Annotated in this window: 24 protein-coding genes; 11 read left to right on the top strand and 13 right to left on the bottom strand. The window is 61.8% G+C overall.

What is annotated here, in order from left to right:
- Positions 1-156 precede the first annotated feature (156 nt).
- Complete coding sequence (locus L1069_RS18120) at positions 157-1,164, bottom strand: GlxA family transcriptional regulator (protein WP_129370623.1); 1,008 nt, start codon at positions 1,162-1,164, stop codon at positions 157-159.
- A 254-nt stretch (positions 1,165-1,418) separates the two neighbouring features.
- Here L1069_RS18120 and L1069_RS18125 point away from each other — a divergent pair, with 254 nt between their 5' ends.
- From L1069_RS18125 to L1069_RS18150, 6 genes are all read left to right on the top strand, one after another.
- Complete coding sequence (locus L1069_RS18125; protein ID WP_129370624.1) at positions 1,419-2,051, top strand: ATP-dependent Clp protease proteolytic subunit; 633 nt, start codon at positions 1,419-1,421, stop codon at positions 2,049-2,051.
- A gap of 149 nt (positions 2,052-2,200) precedes the next feature.
- A complete protein-coding gene (gene clpX, locus L1069_RS18130) occupies positions 2,201-3,469 on the top strand; it encodes an ATP-dependent Clp protease ATP-binding subunit ClpX (RefSeq protein WP_129370625.1) in 1,269 nt (422 codons plus the stop codon).
- Between the two features lie 140 nt (positions 3,470-3,609).
- A complete protein-coding gene (locus tag L1069_RS18135; protein ID WP_237456620.1) occupies positions 3,610-3,975 on the top strand; it encodes a Rid family hydrolase in 366 nt (121 codons plus the stop codon).
- 134 nt (positions 3,976-4,109) lie between these two features.
- A complete protein-coding gene (locus tag L1069_RS18140) occupies positions 4,110-4,496 on the top strand; it encodes an NADH:ubiquinone oxidoreductase subunit NDUFA12 (protein WP_237456621.1) in 387 nt (128 codons plus the stop codon).
- A 24-nt stretch (positions 4,497-4,520) separates the two neighbouring features.
- On the top strand, positions 4,521-4,976 hold the full coding sequence (gene mlaD, locus L1069_RS18145) for an outer membrane lipid asymmetry maintenance protein MlaD (RefSeq protein WP_129370628.1): 456 nt from the start codon (positions 4,521-4,523) through the stop codon (positions 4,974-4,976).
- Positions 4,976-5,338: a DUF2155 domain-containing protein gene (locus tag L1069_RS18150; RefSeq protein WP_237456622.1), complete on the top strand. Its 363-nt coding sequence runs from the start codon at positions 4,976-4,978 to the stop codon at positions 5,336-5,338. Before mlaD ends, L1069_RS18150 begins: the two co-directional genes overlap by 1 nt.
- Here the strand turns inward: L1069_RS18150 and aat are convergent.
- From aat to L1069_RS18170, 4 genes are all read right to left on the bottom strand, one after another.
- The gene (gene aat / locus L1069_RS18155) at positions 5,302-5,934 is read right to left on the bottom strand and encodes a leucyl/phenylalanyl-tRNA--protein transferase (RefSeq protein ID WP_237456623.1); all 633 of its coding nucleotides are present in this window, start codon (positions 5,932-5,934) and stop codon (positions 5,302-5,304) included. The genes L1069_RS18150 and aat overlap by 37 nt on opposite strands.
- A 74-nt stretch (positions 5,935-6,008) precedes the next feature.
- A complete protein-coding gene (accC, locus tag L1069_RS18160) occupies positions 6,009-7,358 on the bottom strand; it encodes an acetyl-CoA carboxylase biotin carboxylase subunit (RefSeq protein WP_134829730.1) in 1,350 nt (449 codons plus the stop codon).
- 9 nt (positions 7,359-7,367) lie between these two features.
- Positions 7,368-7,859, bottom strand: coding sequence for an acetyl-CoA carboxylase biotin carboxyl carrier protein (gene accB / locus L1069_RS18165; protein WP_237456624.1), 492 nt, complete (start codon positions 7,857-7,859; stop codon positions 7,368-7,370).
- A gap of 156 nt (positions 7,860-8,015) precedes the next feature.
- Entirely contained in the window at positions 8,016-8,552 is a 537-nt protein-coding gene (locus L1069_RS18170; RefSeq protein WP_134829731.1) for a PAS and helix-turn-helix domain-containing protein, read from the bottom strand.
- A gap of 91 nt (positions 8,553-8,643) precedes the next feature.
- Between L1069_RS18170 and L1069_RS18175 the strand changes: the two genes are divergently transcribed.
- Positions 8,644-10,140 (top strand): AMP-binding protein, encoded by a 1,497-nt coding sequence (locus L1069_RS18175; RefSeq protein ID WP_237456625.1) that lies wholly within the window; start codon positions 8,644-8,646, stop codon positions 10,138-10,140.
- Between the two features lie 8 nt (positions 10,141-10,148).
- Here the strand turns inward: L1069_RS18175 and L1069_RS18180 are convergent, their stop codons facing one another.
- The 8 genes from L1069_RS18180 to L1069_RS18215 form a co-directional block, all read right to left on the bottom strand.
- Positions 10,149-10,697: a helix-turn-helix transcriptional regulator gene (locus L1069_RS18180; RefSeq protein ID WP_237456626.1), complete on the bottom strand. Its 549-nt coding sequence runs from the start codon at positions 10,695-10,697 to the stop codon at positions 10,149-10,151.
- Positions 10,698-10,699: 2 nt separating this feature from the next.
- Positions 10,700-11,236: a cytochrome b/b6 domain-containing protein gene (locus L1069_RS18185; RefSeq protein ID WP_237456627.1), complete on the bottom strand. Its 537-nt coding sequence runs from the start codon at positions 11,234-11,236 to the stop codon at positions 10,700-10,702.
- Positions 11,237-11,297: 61 nt separating this feature from the next.
- Positions 11,298-11,558 (bottom strand): PepSY domain-containing protein, encoded by a 261-nt coding sequence (locus tag L1069_RS18190; RefSeq protein WP_237456628.1) that lies wholly within the window; start codon positions 11,556-11,558, stop codon positions 11,298-11,300.
- 255 nt (positions 11,559-11,813) lie between these two features.
- Positions 11,814-12,569: an ABC transporter ATP-binding protein gene (locus L1069_RS18195; RefSeq protein ID WP_129370638.1), complete on the bottom strand. Its 756-nt coding sequence runs from the start codon at positions 12,567-12,569 to the stop codon at positions 11,814-11,816.
- Positions 12,570-12,581: 12 nt separating this feature from the next.
- Positions 12,582-13,337, bottom strand: coding sequence for an ABC transporter ATP-binding protein (locus tag L1069_RS18200; protein ID WP_237456629.1), 756 nt, complete (start codon positions 13,335-13,337; stop codon positions 12,582-12,584).
- Positions 13,338-13,349: 12 nt separating this feature from the next.
- On the bottom strand, positions 13,350-14,555 hold the full coding sequence (locus L1069_RS18205; RefSeq protein ID WP_237456630.1) for a branched-chain amino acid ABC transporter permease: 1,206 nt from the start codon (positions 14,553-14,555) through the stop codon (positions 13,350-13,352).
- 3 nt (positions 14,556-14,558) lie between these two features.
- The gene (locus L1069_RS18210) at positions 14,559-15,581 is read right to left on the bottom strand and encodes a branched-chain amino acid ABC transporter permease (RefSeq protein WP_129370641.1); all 1,023 of its coding nucleotides are present in this window, start codon (positions 15,579-15,581) and stop codon (positions 14,559-14,561) included.
- Positions 15,582-15,722: 141 nt separating this feature from the next.
- On the bottom strand, positions 15,723-17,069 hold the full coding sequence (locus L1069_RS18215; protein WP_129370642.1) for a substrate-binding protein: 1,347 nt from the start codon (positions 17,067-17,069) through the stop codon (positions 15,723-15,725).
- 231 nt (positions 17,070-17,300) lie between these two features.
- On the opposite strand from L1069_RS18215, the gene L1069_RS18220 reads away from it, so the two are divergent.
- The 4 genes from L1069_RS18220 (at position 17,301) to L1069_RS18235 (ending at position 22,090) form a co-directional block, all read left to right on the top strand.
- Complete coding sequence (locus L1069_RS18220; RefSeq protein WP_129370643.1) at positions 17,301-18,599, top strand: helix-turn-helix transcriptional regulator; 1,299 nt, start codon at positions 17,301-17,303, stop codon at positions 18,597-18,599.
- Positions 18,600-18,691: 92 nt separating this feature from the next.
- Entirely contained in the window at positions 18,692-19,072 is a 381-nt protein-coding gene (locus L1069_RS18225) for a response regulator (protein WP_129372881.1), read from the top strand.
- Between the two features lie 7 nt (positions 19,073-19,079).
- A complete protein-coding gene (locus L1069_RS18230; protein WP_237456631.1) occupies positions 19,080-19,412 on the top strand; it encodes a hypothetical protein in 333 nt (110 codons plus the stop codon).
- Positions 19,412-22,090, top strand: coding sequence for an ATP-binding protein (locus L1069_RS18235; RefSeq protein ID WP_134829739.1), 2,679 nt, complete (start codon positions 19,412-19,414; stop codon positions 22,088-22,090). The genes L1069_RS18230 and L1069_RS18235 overlap by 1 nt, the downstream gene beginning before the upstream one ends.
- Positions 22,091-22,134 lie beyond the last annotated feature (44 nt).

A 22,134-nucleotide genomic window follows, 5' to 3' on the forward strand; every position in this document is an offset into this window, starting at 1 on the left:
ACCCTCACAAACGGACCAGAAGGTGCGGGGTTGTAAGTGCCGGGCCAAGGGAGATGATCACCGGCAGACAGCTGAGCCGGGAAATTGAGCCGTGCGGTGCAGAAAGCCGCAGCGCTGGCCGGTGGCCGGGCACGACAGGCCGCCGGAATTCGGGTATCAGCTCCAGCCCTTGCGGAAGAAATGCGGGGAGGCGCCGAATTTGCGTTTGAACTGGCGTGAGAAATGCGTGGCCGAGTTGAAACCCGAGGCCAGGGCAATTTCGGTAACACTCATCGAGGTTTCGTTCATCAGTGCAAAGGCGTGGCTGAGGCGCATGTCGAAATAGACATGCATCGGGCTTTGGTTCAGGTAGCGCGAGAACAGCCGCTCCAGCTGGCGGCGGGAGATGTCGAGCCGGTCGCAAAGTTCGCCGATCGACAACGGCTCCTCAATCGATTCCTGCATCAGCTGCAGCGCGTTCAACAGGCGCTGGTTGCGGCTGCCGATGGCCACCGCATAGTTCGATTTCTGCGGTGCCGCCTGGCCGCCGGAGCGCACATGCAGGCACATGTCAGCGACAATGATCGCCAGCTGCTTGCCGTGGCGTTCCTCGATCAGGTGCAGCATCATGTCGGTGGCCGCATTGCCGCCGCCGCAGGTCATCAGCGGGCCGGAGATTTCAAAGATATTGGGGGACGGGTCCAGATTCGGGTAGCTTTCCAGGAAACCCGGCTGGTTTTCCCAGTGCAGCGTGAATTTGTGGTTCTTGATCAGCCCGGCCTGGGCCAGGGCAAAGGCACCAGTGCAGATGCCCCCGATGGAGCGGCCAAAGCGGCTTTCGCGGCGCAGCCAGTTCAGGGTGATCTCGCTGGCCGTATTTTGCGGCTCCACACCGGCGCAGACAAAGCCCAGCGAATCCGAGGGCAGCGGCTGCAGCGGTGTGTCCGGCGTGATCACCATACCGTTGGAGCAATGCAGCGGCTGGCCGTCTTCGGTCATGATGTACCAGCGGTACAGCCGGGTGCCGGTCACCTGGTTGGCAATGCGCAAAGGTTCGATGGCGGCGGCCACCGGCAGCATTGTTGCCTTGGGCAGCAGCAGGAAGTAAAAATCCTGCGGCTCGCCTTCGAAGGGAACGGCGAGATTGGCGGCGGCGCCTTTCTGAACGAAACTGTCATCAGCCATGGCGGAACCCCAGCACGGCACCCGGGATTTGGCCTCCCCGGGTGGAATTCGGACTTGAGTTTGTTTCCTAAGGTGCTGCCGGGCGCCGCAGCCCGAGAATAGCGACAGCGTTCCAGCGGATTGCGACACTGTATGCAGCTTTGCGGCACCGTAAAATGGCCGCCGCCCCTTGCAGCTCAAAAGTGGCGATACTAAGACTCAGGTAACACACTGTCGGGTATGGTGCCGGACATAAACAACGCAGGCAGGTCGAAATGATTGATCCCAGAGAAACATACATGAATACCCTGGTCCCGATGGTGGTGGAGCAGACCAGCCGGGGCGAGCGGGCCTATGACATTTTTTCCCGCCTGCTGAAGGAGCGGATCATCTTTCTGAATGGTCCGGTGCATGACGGGATGAGTTCGCTGATCGTGGCGCAGCTGCTGCATCTTGAGGCGGAAAACCCGTCCAAGGAAATCTCAATGTACATCAACAGCCCCGGCGGCGTGGTGACGAGCGGCCTGTCGATCTATGACACCATGCAGTACATCAAACCCAAGGTTTCGACCCTGGTGATCGGCCAGGCGGCCTCGATGGGGTCGCTGCTGCTGACCGCCGGCGAAAAAGGCATGCGGTTCAGCCTGCCCAATTCCCGGGTGATGGTGCACCAGCCTTCCGGCGGGTTCCAGGGCCAGGCGACCGATATCATGATCCACGCCGAGGAAACCCTGAAGCTGAAGAAGCGCCTGAACGAGATCTACGTCAAACACACCGGCCAGGAATACGACAAGATTGTCGACGCGCTGGAGCGGGACAATTTCATGGCGCCGGAAGAAGCCAAAGAGTTCGGCCTGATCGATGAGATCGTCGAAAACCGCGCCAAGGGCGACGAAGAGCAGGCGTAACGCCTGGCGTTGTGAACAGCCGTGTGCCCCGTGTTTGAAATGGGGCGCACTTTCACATTGTGGCGGCCTAAGCACTCGCTTAAGCTGGCAGAAAGTTGAGTAGCCCCGCAGTGCGGGAGCAGCGGACCGGGCGGACTGAAAGGTAGACCATGGCGACGAATTCAGGCGGCGACAGCAAAAACACCCTCTATTGCAGCTTCTGCGGCAAGAGCCAGCATGAAGTGCGCAAGCTGATCGCAGGCCCCACCGTGTTCATTTGCGATGAATGCGTTGAACTGTGCATGGATATCATCCGTGAAGAAACCAAGGCTTCCGGGCTGAAGGCCACCGACGGGGTGCCGACTCCCAAGGACATCTGCCAGGTTCTGGATGACTATGTGATCGGTCAGGCCACCGCCAAGCGGGTGCTGTCGGTTGCGGTGCACAATCACTACAAACGTTTGAACCACGCCCAAAAGGCCGGGTCGGACATTGAACTGGCGAAATCCAACATCCTGCTGATCGGCCCCACGGGTTGCGGCAAGACCTTGCTGGCGCAGACGCTGGCGCGGATCCTGGATGTGCCCTTTACCATGGCGGATGCCACCACGCTCACTGAGGCCGGTTATGTGGGCGAGGATGTCGAGAACATCATCCTGAAGCTGCTGCAGTCGTCCGAGTACAACGTCGAGCGCGCGCAGCGCGGCATCGTCTATATCGACGAGGTCGACAAGATCACCCGCAAGTCTGAAAACCCCTCGATCACCCGCGACGTATCGGGGGAGGGCGTGCAGCAGGCGCTGTTGAAACTGATGGAAGGCACCGTTGCCTCGGTGCCGCCGCAGGGCGGGCGCAAGCATCCGCAGCAGGAATTCCTGCAGGTGGACACCACCAATATCCTGTTCATCTGCGGCGGTGCTTTTGCCGGGCTGGACAAGATCATCTCGGCCCGCGGCAAGGGGTCTGCGATGGGCTTTGGCGCGGACGTGCGCGACAACGATGACCGCGGTGTCGGCGAAGTGTTCCAGGAACTGGAGCCGGAAGATCTGCTGAAATTCGGGCTGATCCCTGAATTTGTCGGCCGTCTGCCGGTCTTGGCAACGCTGGAAGACCTGGACGAGGACGCGCTGGTCATCATCCTGACCCAACCCAAGAACGCTCTGGTCAAACAGTATCAGCGCCTCTTCGAGCTTGAAGACACCGAACTGGACTTCACCGACGAGGCGCTGAGCGCGATTGCCAAGAAAGCAATCGAACGCAAGACCGGTGCCCGCGGGCTGCGGTCGATCATGGAGGATATCCTGCTGGATACCATGTTCGATCTGCCGGGCATGGACAGCGTGACCAAGGTGGTTGTCAACGAGGAGGCGGTGACCTCGGATGCGCAGCCGCTGATGATCCACGCGGACGCCGAGAAAGAGCCGGCCTCGGCCGGTTGAATGGCTAGTCAATAGATCAAACGGCGCGGTATTATCCGCGCCGTTTGCTGTTTGGGGGCCGGTTGGATGGGGGCGCTGCCCCCGCAGCGGCGGGCCGCTGCGCCCCCGGGATATTTCGGGCAAGAGGAAGGAGCAGGGCAGTGATCAAACGTATTTCTTCAGGCGGTGAGTTTGAGGCTAAGATCGGCTATTGCCGCGCTGTTGCGGCTGGCGGCTTCGTGCATGTGGCAGGCACCGTCGGGCAGGGCGATGATGTGGTGGCACAGTGCAAATCTGCGCTTGAAACCATTGGCGGTGCCTTGCAGAAGGCGGGCGCTGGCTTTGCCGATGTGGTGCGGGTGAACTATTACCTGCCGGATGCGGCGGAGTTCGAACCCTGCTGGCCGGTTCTGGCTGAGGTCTTTGGCGCCAACCCGCCTGCGGCAACAATGATCGAGTGCAACCTGATCGATCCCAAGTTCCGCATCGAGATTGAAGTGACAGCTTTGGCTCCGGCGGAAGGCTGATCCCGCAAGGCGCCCGTAAATCCGCGTGAAGCAAAACTGCCAATTCCCGCCTGGGTTCTTCCAGAGGGGCGCAAGCCACTGGACCTTGGCGGGAAATTGGGCCATATCAGAAACGGATAAATCCGGAGGCACCGATGGGAATCCTGAACACACTTCTGAGCGCTGTGACATGGTGGAACGGCGCCACCCTGAACACCCGGATGTTCACCGCCCGCAAGGGCATCAAGGTGGGCGAGGATGATCAGGGCAATGTGTTCTACCGCAATGCCGATGACAGCAAGCGCTGGGTGATGTTCAACGGGGAAGTTGAAGCCTCGCGCGTCAGCCCCGACTGGCACGGCTGGCTGCACCGCACTTTTGACGAGCTGCCCAGCGAAAAGCCCTTGAAGCACAAGGCCTGGGAAAGGCCGCATCAGGAAAACCTGACCGGCACCATGATGGCCTATGCACCGGCCGGGTCGATCCGCGCAGGCGGCGAACCCAAGCAACGCCGCGATTATGAGGCCTGGGTGCCCGAATAAAACATCTGCCAGAAGGCTGATTTCATGTCCCACAATCCTACCGAAGTTTTTGCCGGCGGCGTCGTGCTGGCTGCTGCTGTTGCTTTTGCCGTCTATGCCGGCCAGGCGGCCGGCCTGTCGCGCGGCGGCGCGACCTATGACTTGAACGCGTCTTTCCGCTCGCTGGAAGGGGTCAGTGTCGGCACCGACGTTCGGCTGGCCGGGGTCAAGATCGGCACCGTGACCGGCGTCGGCCTGAACCCGGAAACCTTCCGCGCAGATACTATGTTCTCTGTTAATGAAGGCATCGAAATCCCGGATGACAGCGCGGTGGTGATCTCTTCCGAAGGGCTGCTGGGCGGTAACTTTGTTGAGATCATGCCCGGCGGTTCGCCCTTTGCTTTTGAAGCAGGGGATGAGATCGAGGATACGCAGGGTGCGGTCAGCCTGATTTCGCTGCTGGTCAAATTTGTCGCCGGCGGCGGCGAGGGCGATTCTTGATGCGCTTTGCCGCGGCAGTAATGGCTTGTGCGCTGGCCGTGCCGGCCTGGGGTCAGGAGCAGCCGGCGGCGCAGGGCAGTGCTGCGGTGCTAAGGGCGCTGGACAAGGTCAACGGCCATACCATGGATGCGGAAGTGGCGATCGGCGGCAGTTCGGAAATGTTCGGCCTGCTGGTGACCGTGTCGGACTGCCGCTATCCGGCGGAGAACCCGACCGGGGATGCCTTTGCCTATCTGACCGTGCGGGACCCCGACGATGGTGCGATGCATTTTCAGGGCTGGATGGTGGCGTCCAGCCCGGCACTCAACGCGCTGGACCACAACCGCTATGATGTCTGGGTCATGCGCTGCAGCAGCAGCTGAGGTGCGGGCACAGCAGGCCGGGCAAAATTAGCATCCGTTTTCAGGGCCTCGCGCAATAGGGCCCGGTAACGCGCGCGGGTAACCTCAATTCCGCCAAGCGACGCAAGATGCGCGGTCAGGAATTGCGTGTCGCACAGCCTGTAGCCCGCCTGCCGCAGCCTGTCAGTCAAATAGGCCAGCGCCACTTTGGAGGCATCCCGGCGGCGCGAGAACATGCTTTCGCCAAAAAACGCACCGCCCAGAGAGACGCCATAGGTGCCGCCGGCCAGGATGCCGTCCTGCCAGACTTCAAGCGAATGGGCGTTGCCCATCAGGTGCAGATCCAGGTAGCGGTCGCGGATTTCCCCGTTGATCCAGGTCTCGGCCCGGTCGGCGCAGCCGTCTACGACGCCGCCGAAATCCCGGTTCACGGTGATCTCAAAGCCGCCGTTGCGGATCCGTTTGGCCAGCGAGCGGGAGATGCGGAAGCCATCCAGCGGCAGAATGCCACGCCGCTTGGGATCGACCCAGAAAATCTCGGGGTCGTCGCGGTGTTCGGCCATCGGAAAAACACCGGCAGAATAGGCGTGCAGCAATAGGTCCGCAGTTAAGCTCATGGTGCTGGCCAGTATAACGGGAAAAGGCAGGCAAATGTAAAACGGGGCGCAGCCAGTGGCGCGCCCCGCTGAAGTTATCCGGGCTGGTTTTCTTCCAGCCAGCGTTCCAGCCAGTGAATGCCGTAGTCGCCGGTGTGGATATCCTGTTCCTGCAGCAGCGCATGGAACAGCGGCACGGTGGTGTCGATGCCGTCGATGATCAGCTCGCCCAAGGCCCGGTTCAGGCGCGCCAGCGCCTCGGTCCGGTCGCGGCCGTGCACGATCAGCTTGCCAATGAGCGAGTCGTAATAGGGCGGGATCGAGTAGCCGTCATAGAGCGCCGAATCCATCCGCACCCCTAATCCGCCGGGGGCGTGGTACTGGGTGATCTTGCCCGGGCAGGGCGAAAAATTCGGCAGTTTCTCGGCGTTGATCCGGACCTCGATGGCGTGGCCGTTGATTTCCAGATCGTCCTGGGTAAAGGACATCGGCAGGCCTTCGGCCACCCGGATCTGTTCGCGTACCAGATCGACGCCAAAGATGGCCTCGGTCACCGGGTGCTCCACCTGCAGGCGGGTGTTCATCTCGATGAAATAGAACTCGCCGTCTTCATAGAGGAACTCGACGGTGCCGGCGCCGGAATAGCCCATCTTGCCAATGGCGTCGGCGCAGATTTTGCCGATGCGGGCGCGTTCTTCCGGGGTGATGCAGGGGCCGGGGGCCTCCTCGAACACCTTCTGGTGGCGGCGCTGCAGCGAGCAGTCGCGCTCGGCCAGGTGAACGCCGACGCCTTTGCCGTCGCCAAAGACCTGTACTTCGATGTGACGCGGTTTCTGGAGGTACTTCTCCATATAGACTTCGTCATTGCCGAAGGCAGCCTTGGCTTCCGAACGGGCAGTGGAGAAGGCGGTCGCCAGCTCTTTTTCGTTCAGAGCCACTTTCATGCCGCGGCCGCCGCCGCCGGCGGTGGCCTTGATTATCACCGGATAGCCCATATCTGCAGCGGCTTTCTTGGCCGCGGCAATATCGGGCACGCCGCCCTCGGATCCCGGAACAACCGGAATACCAAGGTTCTGGGCGGTTTCCTTGGCGGTGATCTTGTCGCCCATGGTGCGGATATGCGCAGCCGAGGGGCCGATGAAGGTCAGCCCGTGGTCTTCGATGATCTGCACAAAGTTGGCGTTTTCCGACAGGAAGCCGTAGCCCGGATGAATCGCCTGGGCGCCGGTGATCTCGGCAGCCGAGATGATAGCCGGGATCGACAGGTAGCTTTGGGTGCCGGACGGCGGCCCGATGCAGACCGATTCATCGGCCATGCGCACGTGCATTGCGTCGGCATCCGCAGTGGAATGCACCGCAACCGATTTGATGCCCATTTCCCGGCAGGCACGGATCACGCGCAGGGCGATCTCGCCGCGGTTGGCAATCAGGATCTTGTCAAACATGCCAGATCCTTACTCGATGATGGCCAGGGGGGTTCCGAATTCAACGGCGGCGCCGTCTTCAACCAGAATGCGCTTCACGGTGCCCGATTTCGGCGCCGGAATGTGGTTCATGGTTTTCATGGCCTCGACGATCAGCAGGGTGTCGCCTTCGCTGACCTGCTGGCCAACAGAGATAAAGGCGGGCGAGCCGGGTTCGGCCTGCAGATAGACGGTGCCGACCATCGGCGATGTCACGGCGCCGGGGTGGCTGGCCGGATCTTCGCTGGCGGCTGCGGGGGCTGCGGCGGCGGCAGGGGCAGCGGCTGCAACCGGAGCAGCGGCGGCAGGCATCGCAACCTGCACCGGCGCGGCTATGGCGGTCTGGCGGGAGACACGCACATTCAGGCTGTCGTCGTCGCCGTAGTCCCGCTTGACCTGCAGTTCGGTCAGATCGTTTTCGCGCAGCAATTCCGCCAGCGCCTTGATGAATGCCACGTCAGCTTCGTGAGATTTGTTTGTCATATTGTCCTCAGCCAATTCCGACAGGCCCGCCAGGGCAGGCGGGCCGGAAATTAGGGCGCTTATAGGGCAAGGATTACCGCAAGGAAAGCACCGTCGATCCGGGCTGTAACATGGAGGCAGATAATCGGATTTGCAATTGCCGGACCGTATTTTGTCTCACAGCGGCATGCCCGTCAGTTTGGCCACCAGTTCCGGCAGCTTGCGGGCGGCGAATTTTTGCAGCAGATGCGCCCGGTGGCTTTCCACTGTGCGGTAGGACAGATCAAGCTGCTGGCCGATTTCCTTGGCCGACAGCCCCTTGCAGGTGAGGATCGCCACTTCGCGTTCGCGCGGGGTAAGCGAGACCACCGGGCGGTCCTCGGATATATCTGCAAAGGACCAGATGCCGGTCTGAAACGGCGCCTGCGGTGTGACCGAGCGGCCGCGCACCCGGCACCAGAACAATGCGCCTGCGCGGCGGCGCATGATACGCTCGTCGCTGTAACTGCCGCTTTGCGCCTCGGGCTGTTGCAGCAGGGTGCCGATACGGTTGAAATCCTCCTGGCTGGGGTACAGCCCTGAAATCGGCATGCCGGTGTATTCACCGGGAGTACCGCCGAAGGTGGAGGCAAACTGCAGGTTGCACCGCGTGATGACGCGGCGTTCCAGCACGGCAAGGCCCACAGGGGCATGGTCAAAGGCAAGATCGCTCATATGGTGTTTCTACCCCGGCCTTTCTGCGGAATTGAAGGGGGTGTTTGCGTGCCGCGATGCACGCCGACGGGCAAGCCGGAGGGAACAGCGGATGAACATTGCAGTGTGGTTGCAGCGCATGGCAGCGGCAGAGGCGGCGCGGCCTGCGTTGTTTCTGGGACAGGAGCAGATTGCGGACTACTCAGGCTTTCACACCCGCGCGGCGTCGGTGGCCGGCTGGCTGCAGATGCAGGGTGTGCAGCCGGGGGACCGGGTCGGCATATTCATGAAGAATTGCCCGGACTATCTGATCACGCTTTACGGCATTTGGTATGCGGGGGCGGCGGCGGTGCCGGTCAATGCCAAGCTGCACGGCAAGGAGGCGGAGTATATCCTGCAAAACTCCGGTGCGGGGCTGGTGTTTACCTCGCCCGGGCTGACGGAGGCTGTTGCAGCAACAGAGGCGGTTGTGCGCTGTGTGGACATCACGGGGCCGGACTATGCCGCTGCCCTGGAAGCGCAGCCTGTGGCTGAACCTGTTTTCCGTGCCCCCGAAGATCTGGCCTGGCTGTTCTACACCTCTGGCACCACCGGGCGGCCCAAGGGGGTGATGATCACCCACCGGATGCTGATGACCATGGCAATCGCCTATTTCGCCGATGTGGATCAGGTCAGCGCTGAAGATCAGGCGCTTTATGCGGCACCGATGAGCCATGGGGCGGGGATTTATGCAATTCAGCATGTTCTCGCGGGGGCAGCGCATGTCTGCCCGGTGTCGGGCGGCTTTGACGAGGCGGAGATCTTTGACCTGGCAGCGCATTTCGGGCGCGTCCATATGTTTGCAGCGCCGACGATGGTCACAAGGATGACTTCGGAAGCCAAGCGGCTGGGCCGCAAGGGCGAGGGGTTGCGCACAGTGATTTACGCAGGCGGGCCAATGTATACGGCCGACATTGTGGAGGCGGTGGAGCATTTCGGCCCGGTCTTTGTGCAGGTCTACGGCCAGGGCGAATGCCCGATGGCGATCACCGCGCTGCCGCGGCATGCCGTGCAGGACCGCGCACATCCGCGCTGGCGTAAGCGGCTGGCCAGTGTCGGCAGGGCGCAAAGCGTGGTTGAGGTGCGGATCGGCACGCCGGAGGGGGATTTCCTGCCCGTCGGCAGCCACGGCGAGATCATGGTGCGCGGCGATGCGGTGATGCCGGGCTATTGGAACAACCCGGAGGCCACCGCCAGAACACTGGTCAATGGCTGGCTGATGACCGGCGATATGGGGGTTTTGGACACCGACGGCTATCTCACCCTGCAGGACCGCTCCAAGGACATGATCATCACCGGCGGTTCCAACGTCTATCCGCGCGAGGTGGAGGAAGTCTTGTTGCTGCACCCTGACGTGCGCGAGGTCTCAGTCGTGGGCCGGCCCCATGCGGATTGGGGCGAGGAAGTGGTGGCCTTTGTTGTGGGGGAGGCGGCAGAAGCCGCGCTGGATGACCTTTGCAGCAGCCGGATCGCCCGGTTCAAACGCCCCAAGGCATACCTGCGCATCGAAGCGCTGCCCAAGAACAACTATGGCAAGGTGCTGAAAACCGAGCTGCGCAAGCTGCTTTGACTGCGGGTTCAGGCGGAGCGGGCGGCAGGGTCCTGGCCCGCGGCCGGCTGGCGCTGTCCCATCATGGTGTCGATCAAAAGGCTCATCAGCTCCGCCCGGTTGCCGGTGCCGGATTTGCGGTAGATTGCATTCAGCTGCGCCTTGACGGTGCCTGCGGCGCTGCCGCGCAGGGCGGCGATTTCAGCCGTGGACATGCCCTTTACCAAAAAGGCCGCCACGTCCAGCTCGGCCGGAGTCAGAGCCCAGTTGGCAAATTCCGCATTGATGACGTCCTGCACTGCGGCCTGGGCTGCGCTCAGGTTGTCCTCCAGATGCGCCTTGCGCCGCATCAGCCGCATCAGGATGCGGGTCTCGATCACGATCGCGGCCACCAGGGCAATTGCTGCCAGCCCTTCGATATAGGCATGCGGGCCTTCGCCCGGATCTGACTCTGCGCCTTCCAGCCCGCCGAGGTCAGCAGCCATGTCGCCCAGAAACACCGCCGCGCACAGGGCTTGCACGGCGATGACAGCAATCAGGATCCAGGGCCGGGCCGGGTCTTGCCGGTTTTGGCGCATCGTTATGTCCCCGCTGATCTGTCTGGCAGGTTCTTGTAACCGGTGATCATGGCGCGGGCCAGCCTGACTTTGGTGCGGCGGGTCTCAAACAGGACCGCACCCGCATGCAGCAGGACCGAGATTTCCGCCCAGGTGACAAGGACTTCGTGCAACTCCTCCGGCCAGCCTGCGCTGATCAACAGCGGCACTGTCAAAAGCCAGCCGGTCAGCGCAATGCCCAGCAGTGTCAGCAACAGGTTGCAGATCATCAGCGCACCCAGGGGAGAATGCCCCTTGTGACAATTCCTGCGCCCTGCCGCGATGTCCGCCAGATGGCCGGCAGCAGCGCCAAGGTCGGGCCTGAAGCTTGAAAAACGGGCGTAACGGCTGCCAATCAATCCCCAGAGCAAACGGATACCCAGCAACGCGGCGATGAAGTATCCGATGGTTTGATGAAGAGTTCCATCGGGGTCGGTAAACAGCGCGTTGGCGGCAAAACCCGCGGCAAGCAGCCAATGAACCAGCCGGACCACAGGGTCCCAGATGTATAAGTTTTTCATGTTGTATCCTTCCGGCTCCGGGGTTTCTGAAATGCACCCGGAGCCGTTCAAATTGGCAGGATCAATCGTCTTCGCTGTCTTCCTCGATCTTCACGACTTCGATCTGATCATTCAGGTGGAACTCGTATGCTTTGCCGTTTTTGGTGGCTTCGGCCTCGAACAAACCGTCTTCGGCTTCGATTTCGGTGACCACGTATCCTTGACCGGTCAGCAGGTCGCGAATCTTGGCTTCGGTATCCGGGCTGGGAGCGGTTTCTGACGCCATGGCCGCTGCGGCCGGCAGGGCGAGGGCGAGGGCCAGGAGTTTGATGGGATTGCGCATGATGTTGTCCTTTCTGCGATGCTGCCGCGCTGGAGAAGCGCGAGCAGTGACAGCGACATCGGGGTCACTGCGGTCAGGCAGAATAGGAGCGGGGTCTGATTGGTGCAGAAAACCGCGGCGTATAACCATGGTTTACAGTTCAAATCAGGGGCCGGGAGGGATTGCTGCAAAAAGGAGAGGCCAGACCTGACAAGGTCCGGCCTCAATCACCCGGCGCCGGAGCGCGGCGGGGCGGAGATTGCTTTGAGATGCGTCTCAGATTGCCAGGTATTCGGCGCGCAGCTCTTCGTTTTCCAGAACCTCTGCGGCGGTTCCGTCAAAGACGATGCCGCCGGTATCCAGGATCACCGCACGGTCCGCCAGTTCCAGGGCGCGGACGGCGTTCTGCTCGACAATGATTGTTGTCATGCCCTGTTCCTTGATGTGGATGAGGGTCTTTTCAATCTCGTCGACGATTACCGGGGCCAGGCCTTCGTAGGGTTCGTCCAGCAGCAGCACTTTGATGTCACGCGCCAGCGCGCGGGCAATCGCCAGCATCTGCTGCTCGCCGCCCGAGAGGGTCACGCCCTCCTGCTTGCGGCGTTCGCCGAGGCGCGGGAACAGATCGTAAAGACGCTCCAGCGACCAGCCGACGGGCGGTGCTATCTGCGCCAGCTGCAGGTTTTCCTCAACCGTCAGGCCGGGGATGATGCGGCGGTCCTCAGGCACCAGGCCCAGGCCCACGGATGCGGCCTCATAGGATTCCATCTTGTGCAGCGGTTTATGGTCCAGCCAGATTTCACCGCGGGTCACCATGGGAGAGCCGGTACGCGCGATGGATCGAAGGGTGGAGGTTTTGCCGGCGCCATTGCGGCCCAGCAGTGCCAGGATCTCACCCTCGTGGACGTTAAAGCTGATGCCCTGCACGATGTAGCTCTCGCCGTAGTAAGCATGGACATCCCAGACCGACAGGAAGGCCGGGGCTGTGGTGGCCGCATTGGCGCTTTTGGAGAAATCGGGTTTCACATTCATGGTGTTTCTCCTTTACGCGCTTTCGCCCAGATACGCTTCGCGCACCTTGGGGTTGCCGCGGATGTTTTGCGGATCGTCCTCGACCAGCGGGGTGCCCTGGGCCAGCACGGTGATCCGGTTGGCGAGGCTGAACACCACGTGCATGTCGTGCTCGATGATGGCGATGGTGATGTCGCGTTCATCCGAGATCTGTTTCAGAAGGTCGATCGTATTGTTGGTGTCGGCCCGCGCCATGCCCGCAGTGGGCTCATCCAGCAGCAGCAGGCGTGGTTCCTGGCTCAGGCACATGCCGATCTCCAGCCGCCGCTTGTCGCCGCGGGACATGGCAGCGGCGTGCATGTGCCGCTTGTCCGCCATGTTCATCTCTTCCAGCATATGCTCGGCCTTTTGCAGGATGTCGTTCTGCCGCAGAACTGAGGACAGGGCGTTCAGTTCAAATGCGCCGTCGCGCTTGGCAAAGCAGGGGATCATCATGTTCTCCAGCACTGTCAGGTCTCCGAAAATCTCTGGCGTCTGGAACACGCGGGAAATGCCCATCTGGTTGATTTCATAAGGTGCGCGCCCCAGCACCGACTGGCCGTCGAACATGACCGAGCCTGTGTCGGGGATCAGCTTGCCCACCAGGCAGTTCAGGAGGGTGGACTTGCCCGCGCCGTTTGGTCCGATGATCGCATGGACCGAGTTTTCCTGAACGCTGAGGTTCACGTTGGACAGGGCCTGCAGGCCGCCGAACCGTTTCCCCACGTCTTTGACTTCAAGGATACCCATTGTTTTGTCTCCTCATTCCGCGGGGTTGGTTTCGCCGGCAGCCTTGCCGCCGTCTTTGGACTTGCGGCGGCTGAGCCAGCCCTTGATCCGCTGGCCGCCTTCAACCAGGCCGCCGGGCAGGAAGATCACCACAAGCATGAACAGGATGCCGAGGGTCAAGTGCCAGCCCTTGCCGATGAAGGGGTGGATGATGAAGACCACAGCGTCTTCCATCCCGTCGGGCAGGAAGCTGAACCAGGTGTGCAGCACGTTGTCGTTGATCTTGGAGAAGATGTTTTCGAAGTATTTGATGAAGCCTGCGCCCAGCACCGGGCCGATCAGTGTGCCGGCACCGCCGAGGATGGTCATCAGCACCACCTCGCCGGAGGCTGTCCACTGCATCCGCTCGGCGCCCGCCAGCGGGTCCATGGAGGCCATCAGCCCGCCTGCAAGGCCCGCATACATGCCGGAGATCACAAAGGCCGCCAGGGTATAAGGCCGGGTGTTGAGGCCGGTGTAGTTCATCCGCTGCTGGTTCGACTTCACCGCCCGCAGCATCATGCCGAAAGGCGAGCGGAAGATGCGGATCGACAGGTAGAAGGCAGCCAGCATGATCAGCGCGCAGAGGTAGTAGCCCGCGTTGAACTGGAAGGCCCAGGGGCCAACAGCCATCTCGAAGGTGGAGCGCATTTCCAGGCCGAACAGATTGGTTACCGGGATCGAGCCGTCAGTGGTGGCGGAGACGCCCAGGATGCGGGGGTCTTCCAGCGTCAGCTGCAGGCCGGTTTCGCCATTTGTGATCGGCGTCAGCACCGAATAGGCGAGGTTGAAGGACATCTGCGCAAAGGCCAGCGTCAGGATCGAGAAGTAGATGCCGGAGCGGCGCAAGCTGACAAAACCGATCAGCAGGGCAAACAGGCCTGCGACAATCACTGACAGCAAGATTGCCGGGATTACGTTCATGCCTACCAGCTTGAACATCCAGACGGCCGAGTAGGAGCCGGCGCCGAGGAAAGCCGCATGGCCGAATGACAGATAGCCGGTGAGGCCAAAGAGGATATTAAATCCGATGGCGAAGATCCCGAAGATCACAAAGCGCTGCATCAGGTCAGGATAGCCCGCGTTGAACTGTGCCATGGCGCTGCCGGTGGGGAAGGGGTTCAGGATGAAGGGGGCGAACAGCGTCAGGCAGGCGACGATGATCAGCATAGAGGTGTCTTTTTTATCCAGTCCGAACATGTCTTAGTCCTCCATCACGCCTTTGCGGCCCATCAGGCCCCGTGGACGGGTCAGCAGAATGATGATTGCGACCACATAGATGATGATCTGGTCGATGCCGGGGATCAGGGATTTGATCTCGTTCATTGAGGCAAAGCTCTCAAGAACACCCAGCAGGAAACCTGCCAGCACCGCGCCGGGCAGCGAACCCATGCCGCCGACAACCACCACCACAAAGCTGAGCACCAGGAAGTCCATGCCCATGTGGTAGTTGGGCGAGTTGATCGGCGTGTACATAACACCGGCCAGGCCCGCGACAGCGGCGGCGATACCGAACATGATGGTAAAGCGGCGGTCGATGTTGATGCCCAAAAGGCCCACGGTTTCTCGGTCGGCCATGCCGGCCCGCACCACCATTCCGAAGGTGGTGAATTGCAGGAAGGAGAAGATGCCGCCGATGATCAGCACTGCAAAGAAGAAATAGACCACACGCCAGACCGGATAGATGATGTCCATGCCGATGACGGCGCCCAGGTTCATCACGCCGTTCAGCGCGTCCGGGGCCGGGGTCTGGATCGGGTTGGCGCCATAAAAATACTTGATGACTTCCTGCAGCACGATGGCAAGGCCGAAGGTCACCAGGATCTGGTCGGCATGGGGGCGCTTGTAGAAATGCTTAATCAGCCCGCGTTCCATCACATAGCCGACGCCGATCATGATCGGGATGGCAAAGAGGATTGCCAGCGGCACCGCCCAGTCGATGATGGAGCCGCCGAACTCGGGGCCGAACCAGGCCTCGACGTAAGGGGTTTTCACTTTCAGCGGGTTGCCCAGAAAGTCGGTCTGGGTTTCGTCGACGGTTTCAAAGCTGAGGTTCAGAAAACGTTGCACGGTAACAGCGCAGAAGGCGCCGATCATGAACAGGGCCCCATGGGCAAAGTTCACCACGCCAAGCGTGCCGAAGATAAGTGTCAAACCCAGCGCGATCAGCGCATAGGCCGAGCCTTTGTCCAGCCCGTTCAAGATTTGCAATAGGATTGCGTCCATGGGTCCCGCCCCCGGTTAGTCTGGGTGGAAGAGAGGGTCTCCGGCTGTTCAGCGGCCTGAGACCCCTGTGCTGACGGCACGCGTCAGATAGCCGGTGAAACGAAGGGCCGGGCGCAACGCGCCCGGCCAGAACCATCAGGCTCAGGCGCCCGGGTTGCAGGAACCCAGCTGGCCGCCCGCGAACATCGGGTGATCCGGTGCGTATTCCACCTGCGCGCGCGGGGTGACTTCGACCACTTCCAGAAGATCGAATTCCGAGGTCGGGTTTTCCTTGCCGCGCACAACCAGCACGTCTTTGAAGCACTGGTGGTCTTCGGCGCGGTACAATGTCTTGCCATTGCCCAGCCCGTCGAATTCAAACCCTTCCAGCGCTTCGGCAACGCCGCAGGGGTTGAAGGTGCCCGCACGTTCAACCGCATCCGCATAAAGCAGCGTCTGGCAATAGGTGGTGTGCGCGGCCTGGCTCGGCGGGAAGCCGTATTTGGTGCCGAAGGATTTGACGAACGCTTTGGAGCCTTCATCCTGCAGCGTCCAGTGCCAGTTGGTCGAGCCGTGAATGCCCTTCACGTTCTCGCCTGCACCCTTGGCCATCAGGCGGGAGTAGAGCGGCACCACGATTTCGAAGTTCTTGCCGTTCACCACCTTGTCGCGCAGGCCGAACTGCACCGCGTTGGTCAGCGAGTTCACCATGTTGCCGCCATAGTGGTTCAGCACCAGAACGTCGGCGCCGGAATTCAGCACCGGCGCGATGTAGGAGGAAAAGTCGGTCGCGGCCAGCGGCGTGCGGACCTTGTTCACCGTGTTCCAGCCCAGGGCCTCGGTCGCGGCTGCAATCGATTCTTCCTGGGTCCAGCCCCAGGTGTAGTCTGCGGTCAGATGATAGGCGGTGCGGTCGGTGCCATACAGGTTCTTCAGCACTGGCGCCAGCGCGGCACCCGACATGTAGCCATTGAAGAAGTGGCGGAAACCGTTGGCCTTCTTGTCCTTGCCGGTGGTGTCGTTTGAGTGCGTCAGGCCGGCCATGAAGATCACGCCTGCCTCCTGGCAGAGACCCTGCACGGCGATGGCAACACCCGAGGAGGAGCCGCCGGTGATCATCACCGCGCCGTCTTTTTCGATCATCGATTTGGCCGAGGCGCGTGCGGCATCGGATTTGGTCTGGGTGTCGCCGGTGACATACTCCACCTTCTTGCCCAGGATACCGTTCCCCTGCAGCGCCTTGGAGCTGAAGGTGTTCATCATGCCGCCGTCGCCGCCGCCGTTCAGATGCTCGACCGCCAGTTCATAGGCGCGCAGCTCGTCGGCGCCTTCGTCGGCGTAGGGGCCGGTCTGGGGCACATTGAAGCCCAGGGTCACGGTGCCGCCGGTCGGTTCATTGGTAAAGGCCGCGGCGGAAGAGGCGGTAAAGATCGTTGGCAGCGCCATACCGGCGCCTGCGATTGCGCCGGTCTTTAAGACTCTGCGGCGCGATGCGTCAAATTCAGACATGTATTCCTCCCTAATATGATTAGTGCCTTGCAGCTCCTCACTTCTGCGCAGCACCAGCACGTTTCGTGCAAAATCAGTATGAGCGCGCTATGTAAAGCCAGGCAATAAATCCCTTTTATTGCTTGAAAATTCTGTAAATAACTGAACAGTATTCAGTGGTGTTCTGTAAATTGTATTATATTGCAATGCAGAAAGCCGTTGAATTGACAGTGTTTTGGGAGGCCACGCATAATGGCACGCGATACCCTGACCGGCAGCCGGATCCGCGAACGCAGGCTGATCCTGGGGATGCGTCAGGCCGAATTGGCGCGGGAGGCGGGGATCTCGGCCTCCTACCTCAACCTGATCGAACATAACCGGCGCAGAATCGGCGGTAAGCTGCTGGTTGATCTCGCTGGGGTGCTGGGGGTGGAGCCGTCGATGCTGAGCGAGGGGGCCGAGGCGGCTCTGATCTCTACCCTGCGCGAGGCGGCGGCGGACAGCGGGGTTCCGGTGGCCGAGCTGGACCGGGTCGATGAATTTGCCGGCCGGTTTCCCGGCTGGGCCGAGGTACTGGCAACCGGCCATCGCCGCATCGCCACGCTGGAGCGCATGGTGGAAACCCTGTCAGACCGGCTGACCCATGATCCCAATCTGGCGGCCTCGGTGCATGAGGTGCTGTCGACTGCTGCGGCGATCCGCTCTACCGCGTCGATCCTGGCGGAAACCGGCGAACTGGAGCCGGAGTGGCGCGACCGGTTCCACAAGAACCTCAACGAAGATTCCCTGCGCCTGTCCGAGAGCAGCCGGGCACTGGTGAATTTTCTGGACGAGGGCGACACCAGCGACGACCGCCGCGGCATGCCGCAAGAAGAGGCCGAGGTCTTTTTCCAGGAAAACGGGTTTCATTTTCCTGCACTTGAGGATGGCTCCGCTGGACCCGGACAGCTGGTCCAGACCGCCCCTGCTTTGACAAGCCCGGCGGCCCGCAGCCTGGCACAGGCGGCCTTGGCGCAATACCGGGCGGATGCCTTGGCAATGCCGCTGCAGGCGATGGAGCAGGAAATCCAGGCGGGTGGGGTTGCTCCGGTGGCGATCGCGCGCCGCTTCAAGTGCGGGCTCCCTGCTGTGCTGCGCCGTCTGGCGGCGCTGCCGGAGGAGGTTCTGGGGCAGGAGGCCGGGCTGGTGGTCTGCGATGCCTCAGGCACGCTTTTGTTCCGCAAGCCTGTGACCGGGTTTTCGATGCCGCGTTTCGGGTCGTCCTGCCCGCTGTGGCCGCTGTACACTGCGCTTGTGCACCCGAATATCCCGGTGCGGCGCAATGTTCTGCAGCAGGGGCGCAATGCGGCGGCTTTTGACTGCATGGCAGTGGCTTGGCCGCAGGAAATGCAGGATTTTGGCGCTGATCCTATGTACAGGGCGGTTATGCTGATCCTGCCCGGCGCCAAAGATGCACGGGATCCGCAGCCGGTTGGCGCCAGTTGCAGGATCTGCCCGCGTCAGGGCTGTCCGGCGCGGCGCGAGCCATCGATTCTGAAGGAAGAGTTTTGACAGTGACACGGCCGCGGGGCTAATCTGCACAAAAATGAATGCGTCTGCGGACCGGCCTGGCCGGCAGGTGGCGCCGGGAGGAAATTCTGCTGATGGGCAGGCATGTTGTTCTGATCGAAGACGAGCCGAATATCACCGAGGCCATCCGGTTTCTGCTGATACGGGACGGCTGGAGCGTGGATGCGCATACCGATGGTGCCACCGCGGTGGAGGTGATCCGCGATGCCAATCCCGATCTGGTGATTCTGGACCTTATGCTGCCGGGCAAAAGCGGTCTGGAGATCGTGCGCGAGCTGCGCAGCGAGGGTGGCATGGGCGCACTGCCGGTGCTGATGCTGACCGCCCGGGGCCAGATGCGCGACCGGGAAATGGCGGAAAAGGCGGGCGTGACCCGGTTTATGACCAAACCCTTCTCCAATGCCGAGGTGCTGACGGCGGTGCGCGACTTGCACGCCCAGGCCGGCCAGGAATAATGCAGGGATGACACAGGGTAGCGGCGCCGAAGAGCAAACAGGCACCCGCGCGGAACGCCAGACCTACCGCCGCCGCAGGCTGATGGATATTGCCCGCCTGCTGCCGGTTCTGGGCGCATTGTTGCTGGCGCTGCCGTTGTTGTGGCCCGAAGCCTCCACCCATCCCGCGGCGCGCGATGGTGTCAGTATGTCGTCGGCCATCATCTATATTTTCGCCGTCTGGACCGGCCTGATCGGCGCCTGTTTTGCTTTCAGCCTCGCCGTGCAGCGGTGGGCGGATCATTGGACCGGCGGCGGGCCGGACGGGGCGGGATCTCTGGACGGAGCGGAGGACCGCTGATGGCCTCGCTGAATGTGCTTGCGGTTGTCTGTCTCGCCTATGTGGCGTTTCTGTTTTTCATTGCCTTTTGGGCCGACCGGATGGCAACCCGCGGCAAAAGCGCCGCCTGGATGCGTTCGCCGCTGATCTACACGTTGTCGCTGTCAATCTATTGTACCGCCTGGACTTTTTACGGCGCGGTTGGCTATGCCGCGCGCTCAGGTCTGGAGTTCGTAACGATCTACCTTGGCCCGTCGCTGGTGATGATCGGTTGGTGGTGGGGGTTGCGCAAACTGGTGCGGATCGGGCGCAGCCAGCGGATCACGTCAATCGCGGACCTGTTGTCGTCGCGCTATGGCAAGTCGAACCTGCTGGCGGCCGGCGTGACGATCCTCGCGGTGATTGGCGTCACGCCCTATATTTCGCTGCAGTTGCAATCCATCACGCTGTCCTTTGCCATCTTTGCCGAGGCGGATCCGCTGCGAAGCTACAACGAGACCTACACCGTATTCTGGGTGGCGGCGGGGCTGGCGGTTTTTGCCATTCTGTTTGGCACCCGCAACCTGAACGCCAATGAGCGGCACCACGGAGTGGTAACCGCGGTGGCGCTGGAGGCCATCGTCAAGCTGGCGGCGCTGCTGGCAGTTGGGGTGTTTGTGGTCTGGGGCGTTGCCGGCGGCGTGGGAGAGACGCTGCAGAGAATAGACGCCTCGCAGATCGGTCAATGGAATGTCGATGGCAGCCGCTGGGCCACGGTTACCTTTCTGGCCGCGGCGGCCTTTGTCTGCCTGCCGCGGATGTTTCAGGTGATGGTGGTAGAGAACGAGGACGAACGCCACCTGCGCATCGCCTCCTGGGCGTTTCCGCTGTATCTGCTGCTGATTTCGATGTTTGTGGTCCCCATCGCGGCAGTCGGGCTGGAACTGCTGCCCGCAGGCGCCAACCCGGACATGTTTGTATTGACAGTGCCGCTGCAGCAGGGGCAGCAGGGGTTGGCAGTCCTGTCCTTTCTCGGCGGGTTTTCCTCGGCAACGTCGATGGTGATTGTGGCCGCCATGGCGCTGTCCACAATGGTGTCGAACCACATCGTGATGCCGGTCTGGCTGCGGCTGCAGAACCGCCGGGCGTCGGTTTCGGGCGATGTGCGCGATGTTGTGCTGCTGTCGCGCCGGGTATCGATCGCAGTGATCATGGCGCTGGGGTATTTCTATTACCACCTGTCCGGCGGCGCTGCGGCGCTGGCCGCCATCGGCCTCATCTCCTTTGCCGGGGTGGCGCAAATTCTGCCCGCGCTGGTCGGCGGGCTGTTCTGGCGCGGCGCCACCCGCAGCGGCGCACTGGCCGGGCTTACGGTGGGGTTTGCCATCTGGCTCTACACCATGCTGCTGCCGGCATTGGGCGGCGGGCTTTTGCCCGAGCATATCCTGCGTGACGGCTTGTTTGGCCTTAGCTGGCTGCGTCCCGAGGCGCTGTTCGGGATCGAAGCCATGGATCCGACCGTTCACGCCGTTTTGTGGTCGATGAGTCTGAATGCGCTGGTGTTCTGCCTAGTGTCGCTGATGAGCTTCCCCAGCCCGCTGGAGCGGCTGCAGGGCGCGCAATTTGTCAATGTCTTCGACCATTCCGCCGGCCCGCGCGGCTGGACCGGATCTGTGGCGCAATGCGAAGATCTGATGATCATGTCGCAGCGGATCCTGGGGGCTGCAGAAGCGCAAGCGTTCTTTCAGCGCGAGCGGCTGCGGCAAGGCGGCCGCGGCCCGCTGCCTGAACCGACACCGGCCTTTCTGGAACGGCTGGAGCGCGAGCTGAGCGCCTCCATCGGCGCGGCTGCAGCACATGCGATGATTGGCCAGATCGCCGGCGGCTCCTCGGTTTCGGTTGCGGATCTGCTGGCGGTTGCGGATGAAACCGCCCAGATGCTGGAGTATTCCAGCCGCTTGGAGACGCAGTCGGCGGAACTGACGGCGACTGCCCGCAAATTGCGGGAAACAAACGAAAAACTCACGCAAATTTCTGAGCAGAAGGACGCTTTCCTTAGTCAGGTCAGTCATGAGTTGCGCACGCCGATGACCTCGATCCGGGCGTTTTCGGAAATCCTGCGCGATGACGGGCAGCTGAGTGCGCAGGATCAGCGTCACTATGCCGGGATCATCCATGACGAAACGCTGCGGCTGACCCGGCTGCTTAACGATCTTCTGGACCTCAGCGTGCTGGAGAACGGCCAGGTGAGCCTCAACATGTCGGCCGGCGCCCTGCCGGACGTGCTGGACCACGCGGTGGCCGCTGCACTGGCGGGATCAGACCGTCCGCTCAAGGTCTGCCGCAATCCCGCAACGGAAGGGGTGCGCATATCCTCCGACCTTGACCGGCTGGCGCAGGTCTTTATCAATTTGATCGCCAATGCCCAGAAATATTGCGATGCGGCGGAGCCGGAACTGTCCATTTCCGCCTCTGCAACCAGCGGGTGGCTGCAGATCGACTTCACTGACAACGGCAGCGGCGTGCCGGCAGAATTTCAACAGATGATTTTCGAAAAGTTCTCGCGTGTCAGCCCCGAGCGGGCAGGCGGTGCTGGGCTTGGCTTGGCAATCTGTCGGGAAGTCATGCAACGGCTGGGCGGCAATGTTTCCTATCTGCCAGGGCACGGCGGCGGTGCGTTCCGGGTTTCCTTACCCGCAGCAGGCGAAAAGGCTGCGTAACCTGGCCCGGGGTACAGGAGTTGTTAACCTCCTTTCGGGTAAAA

Source organism: Leisingera sp. MMG026 (genome assembly GCF_021654205.1).
In the GTDB taxonomy this organism is placed as follows: domain Bacteria; phylum Pseudomonadota; class Alphaproteobacteria; order Rhodobacterales; family Rhodobacteraceae; genus Leisingera.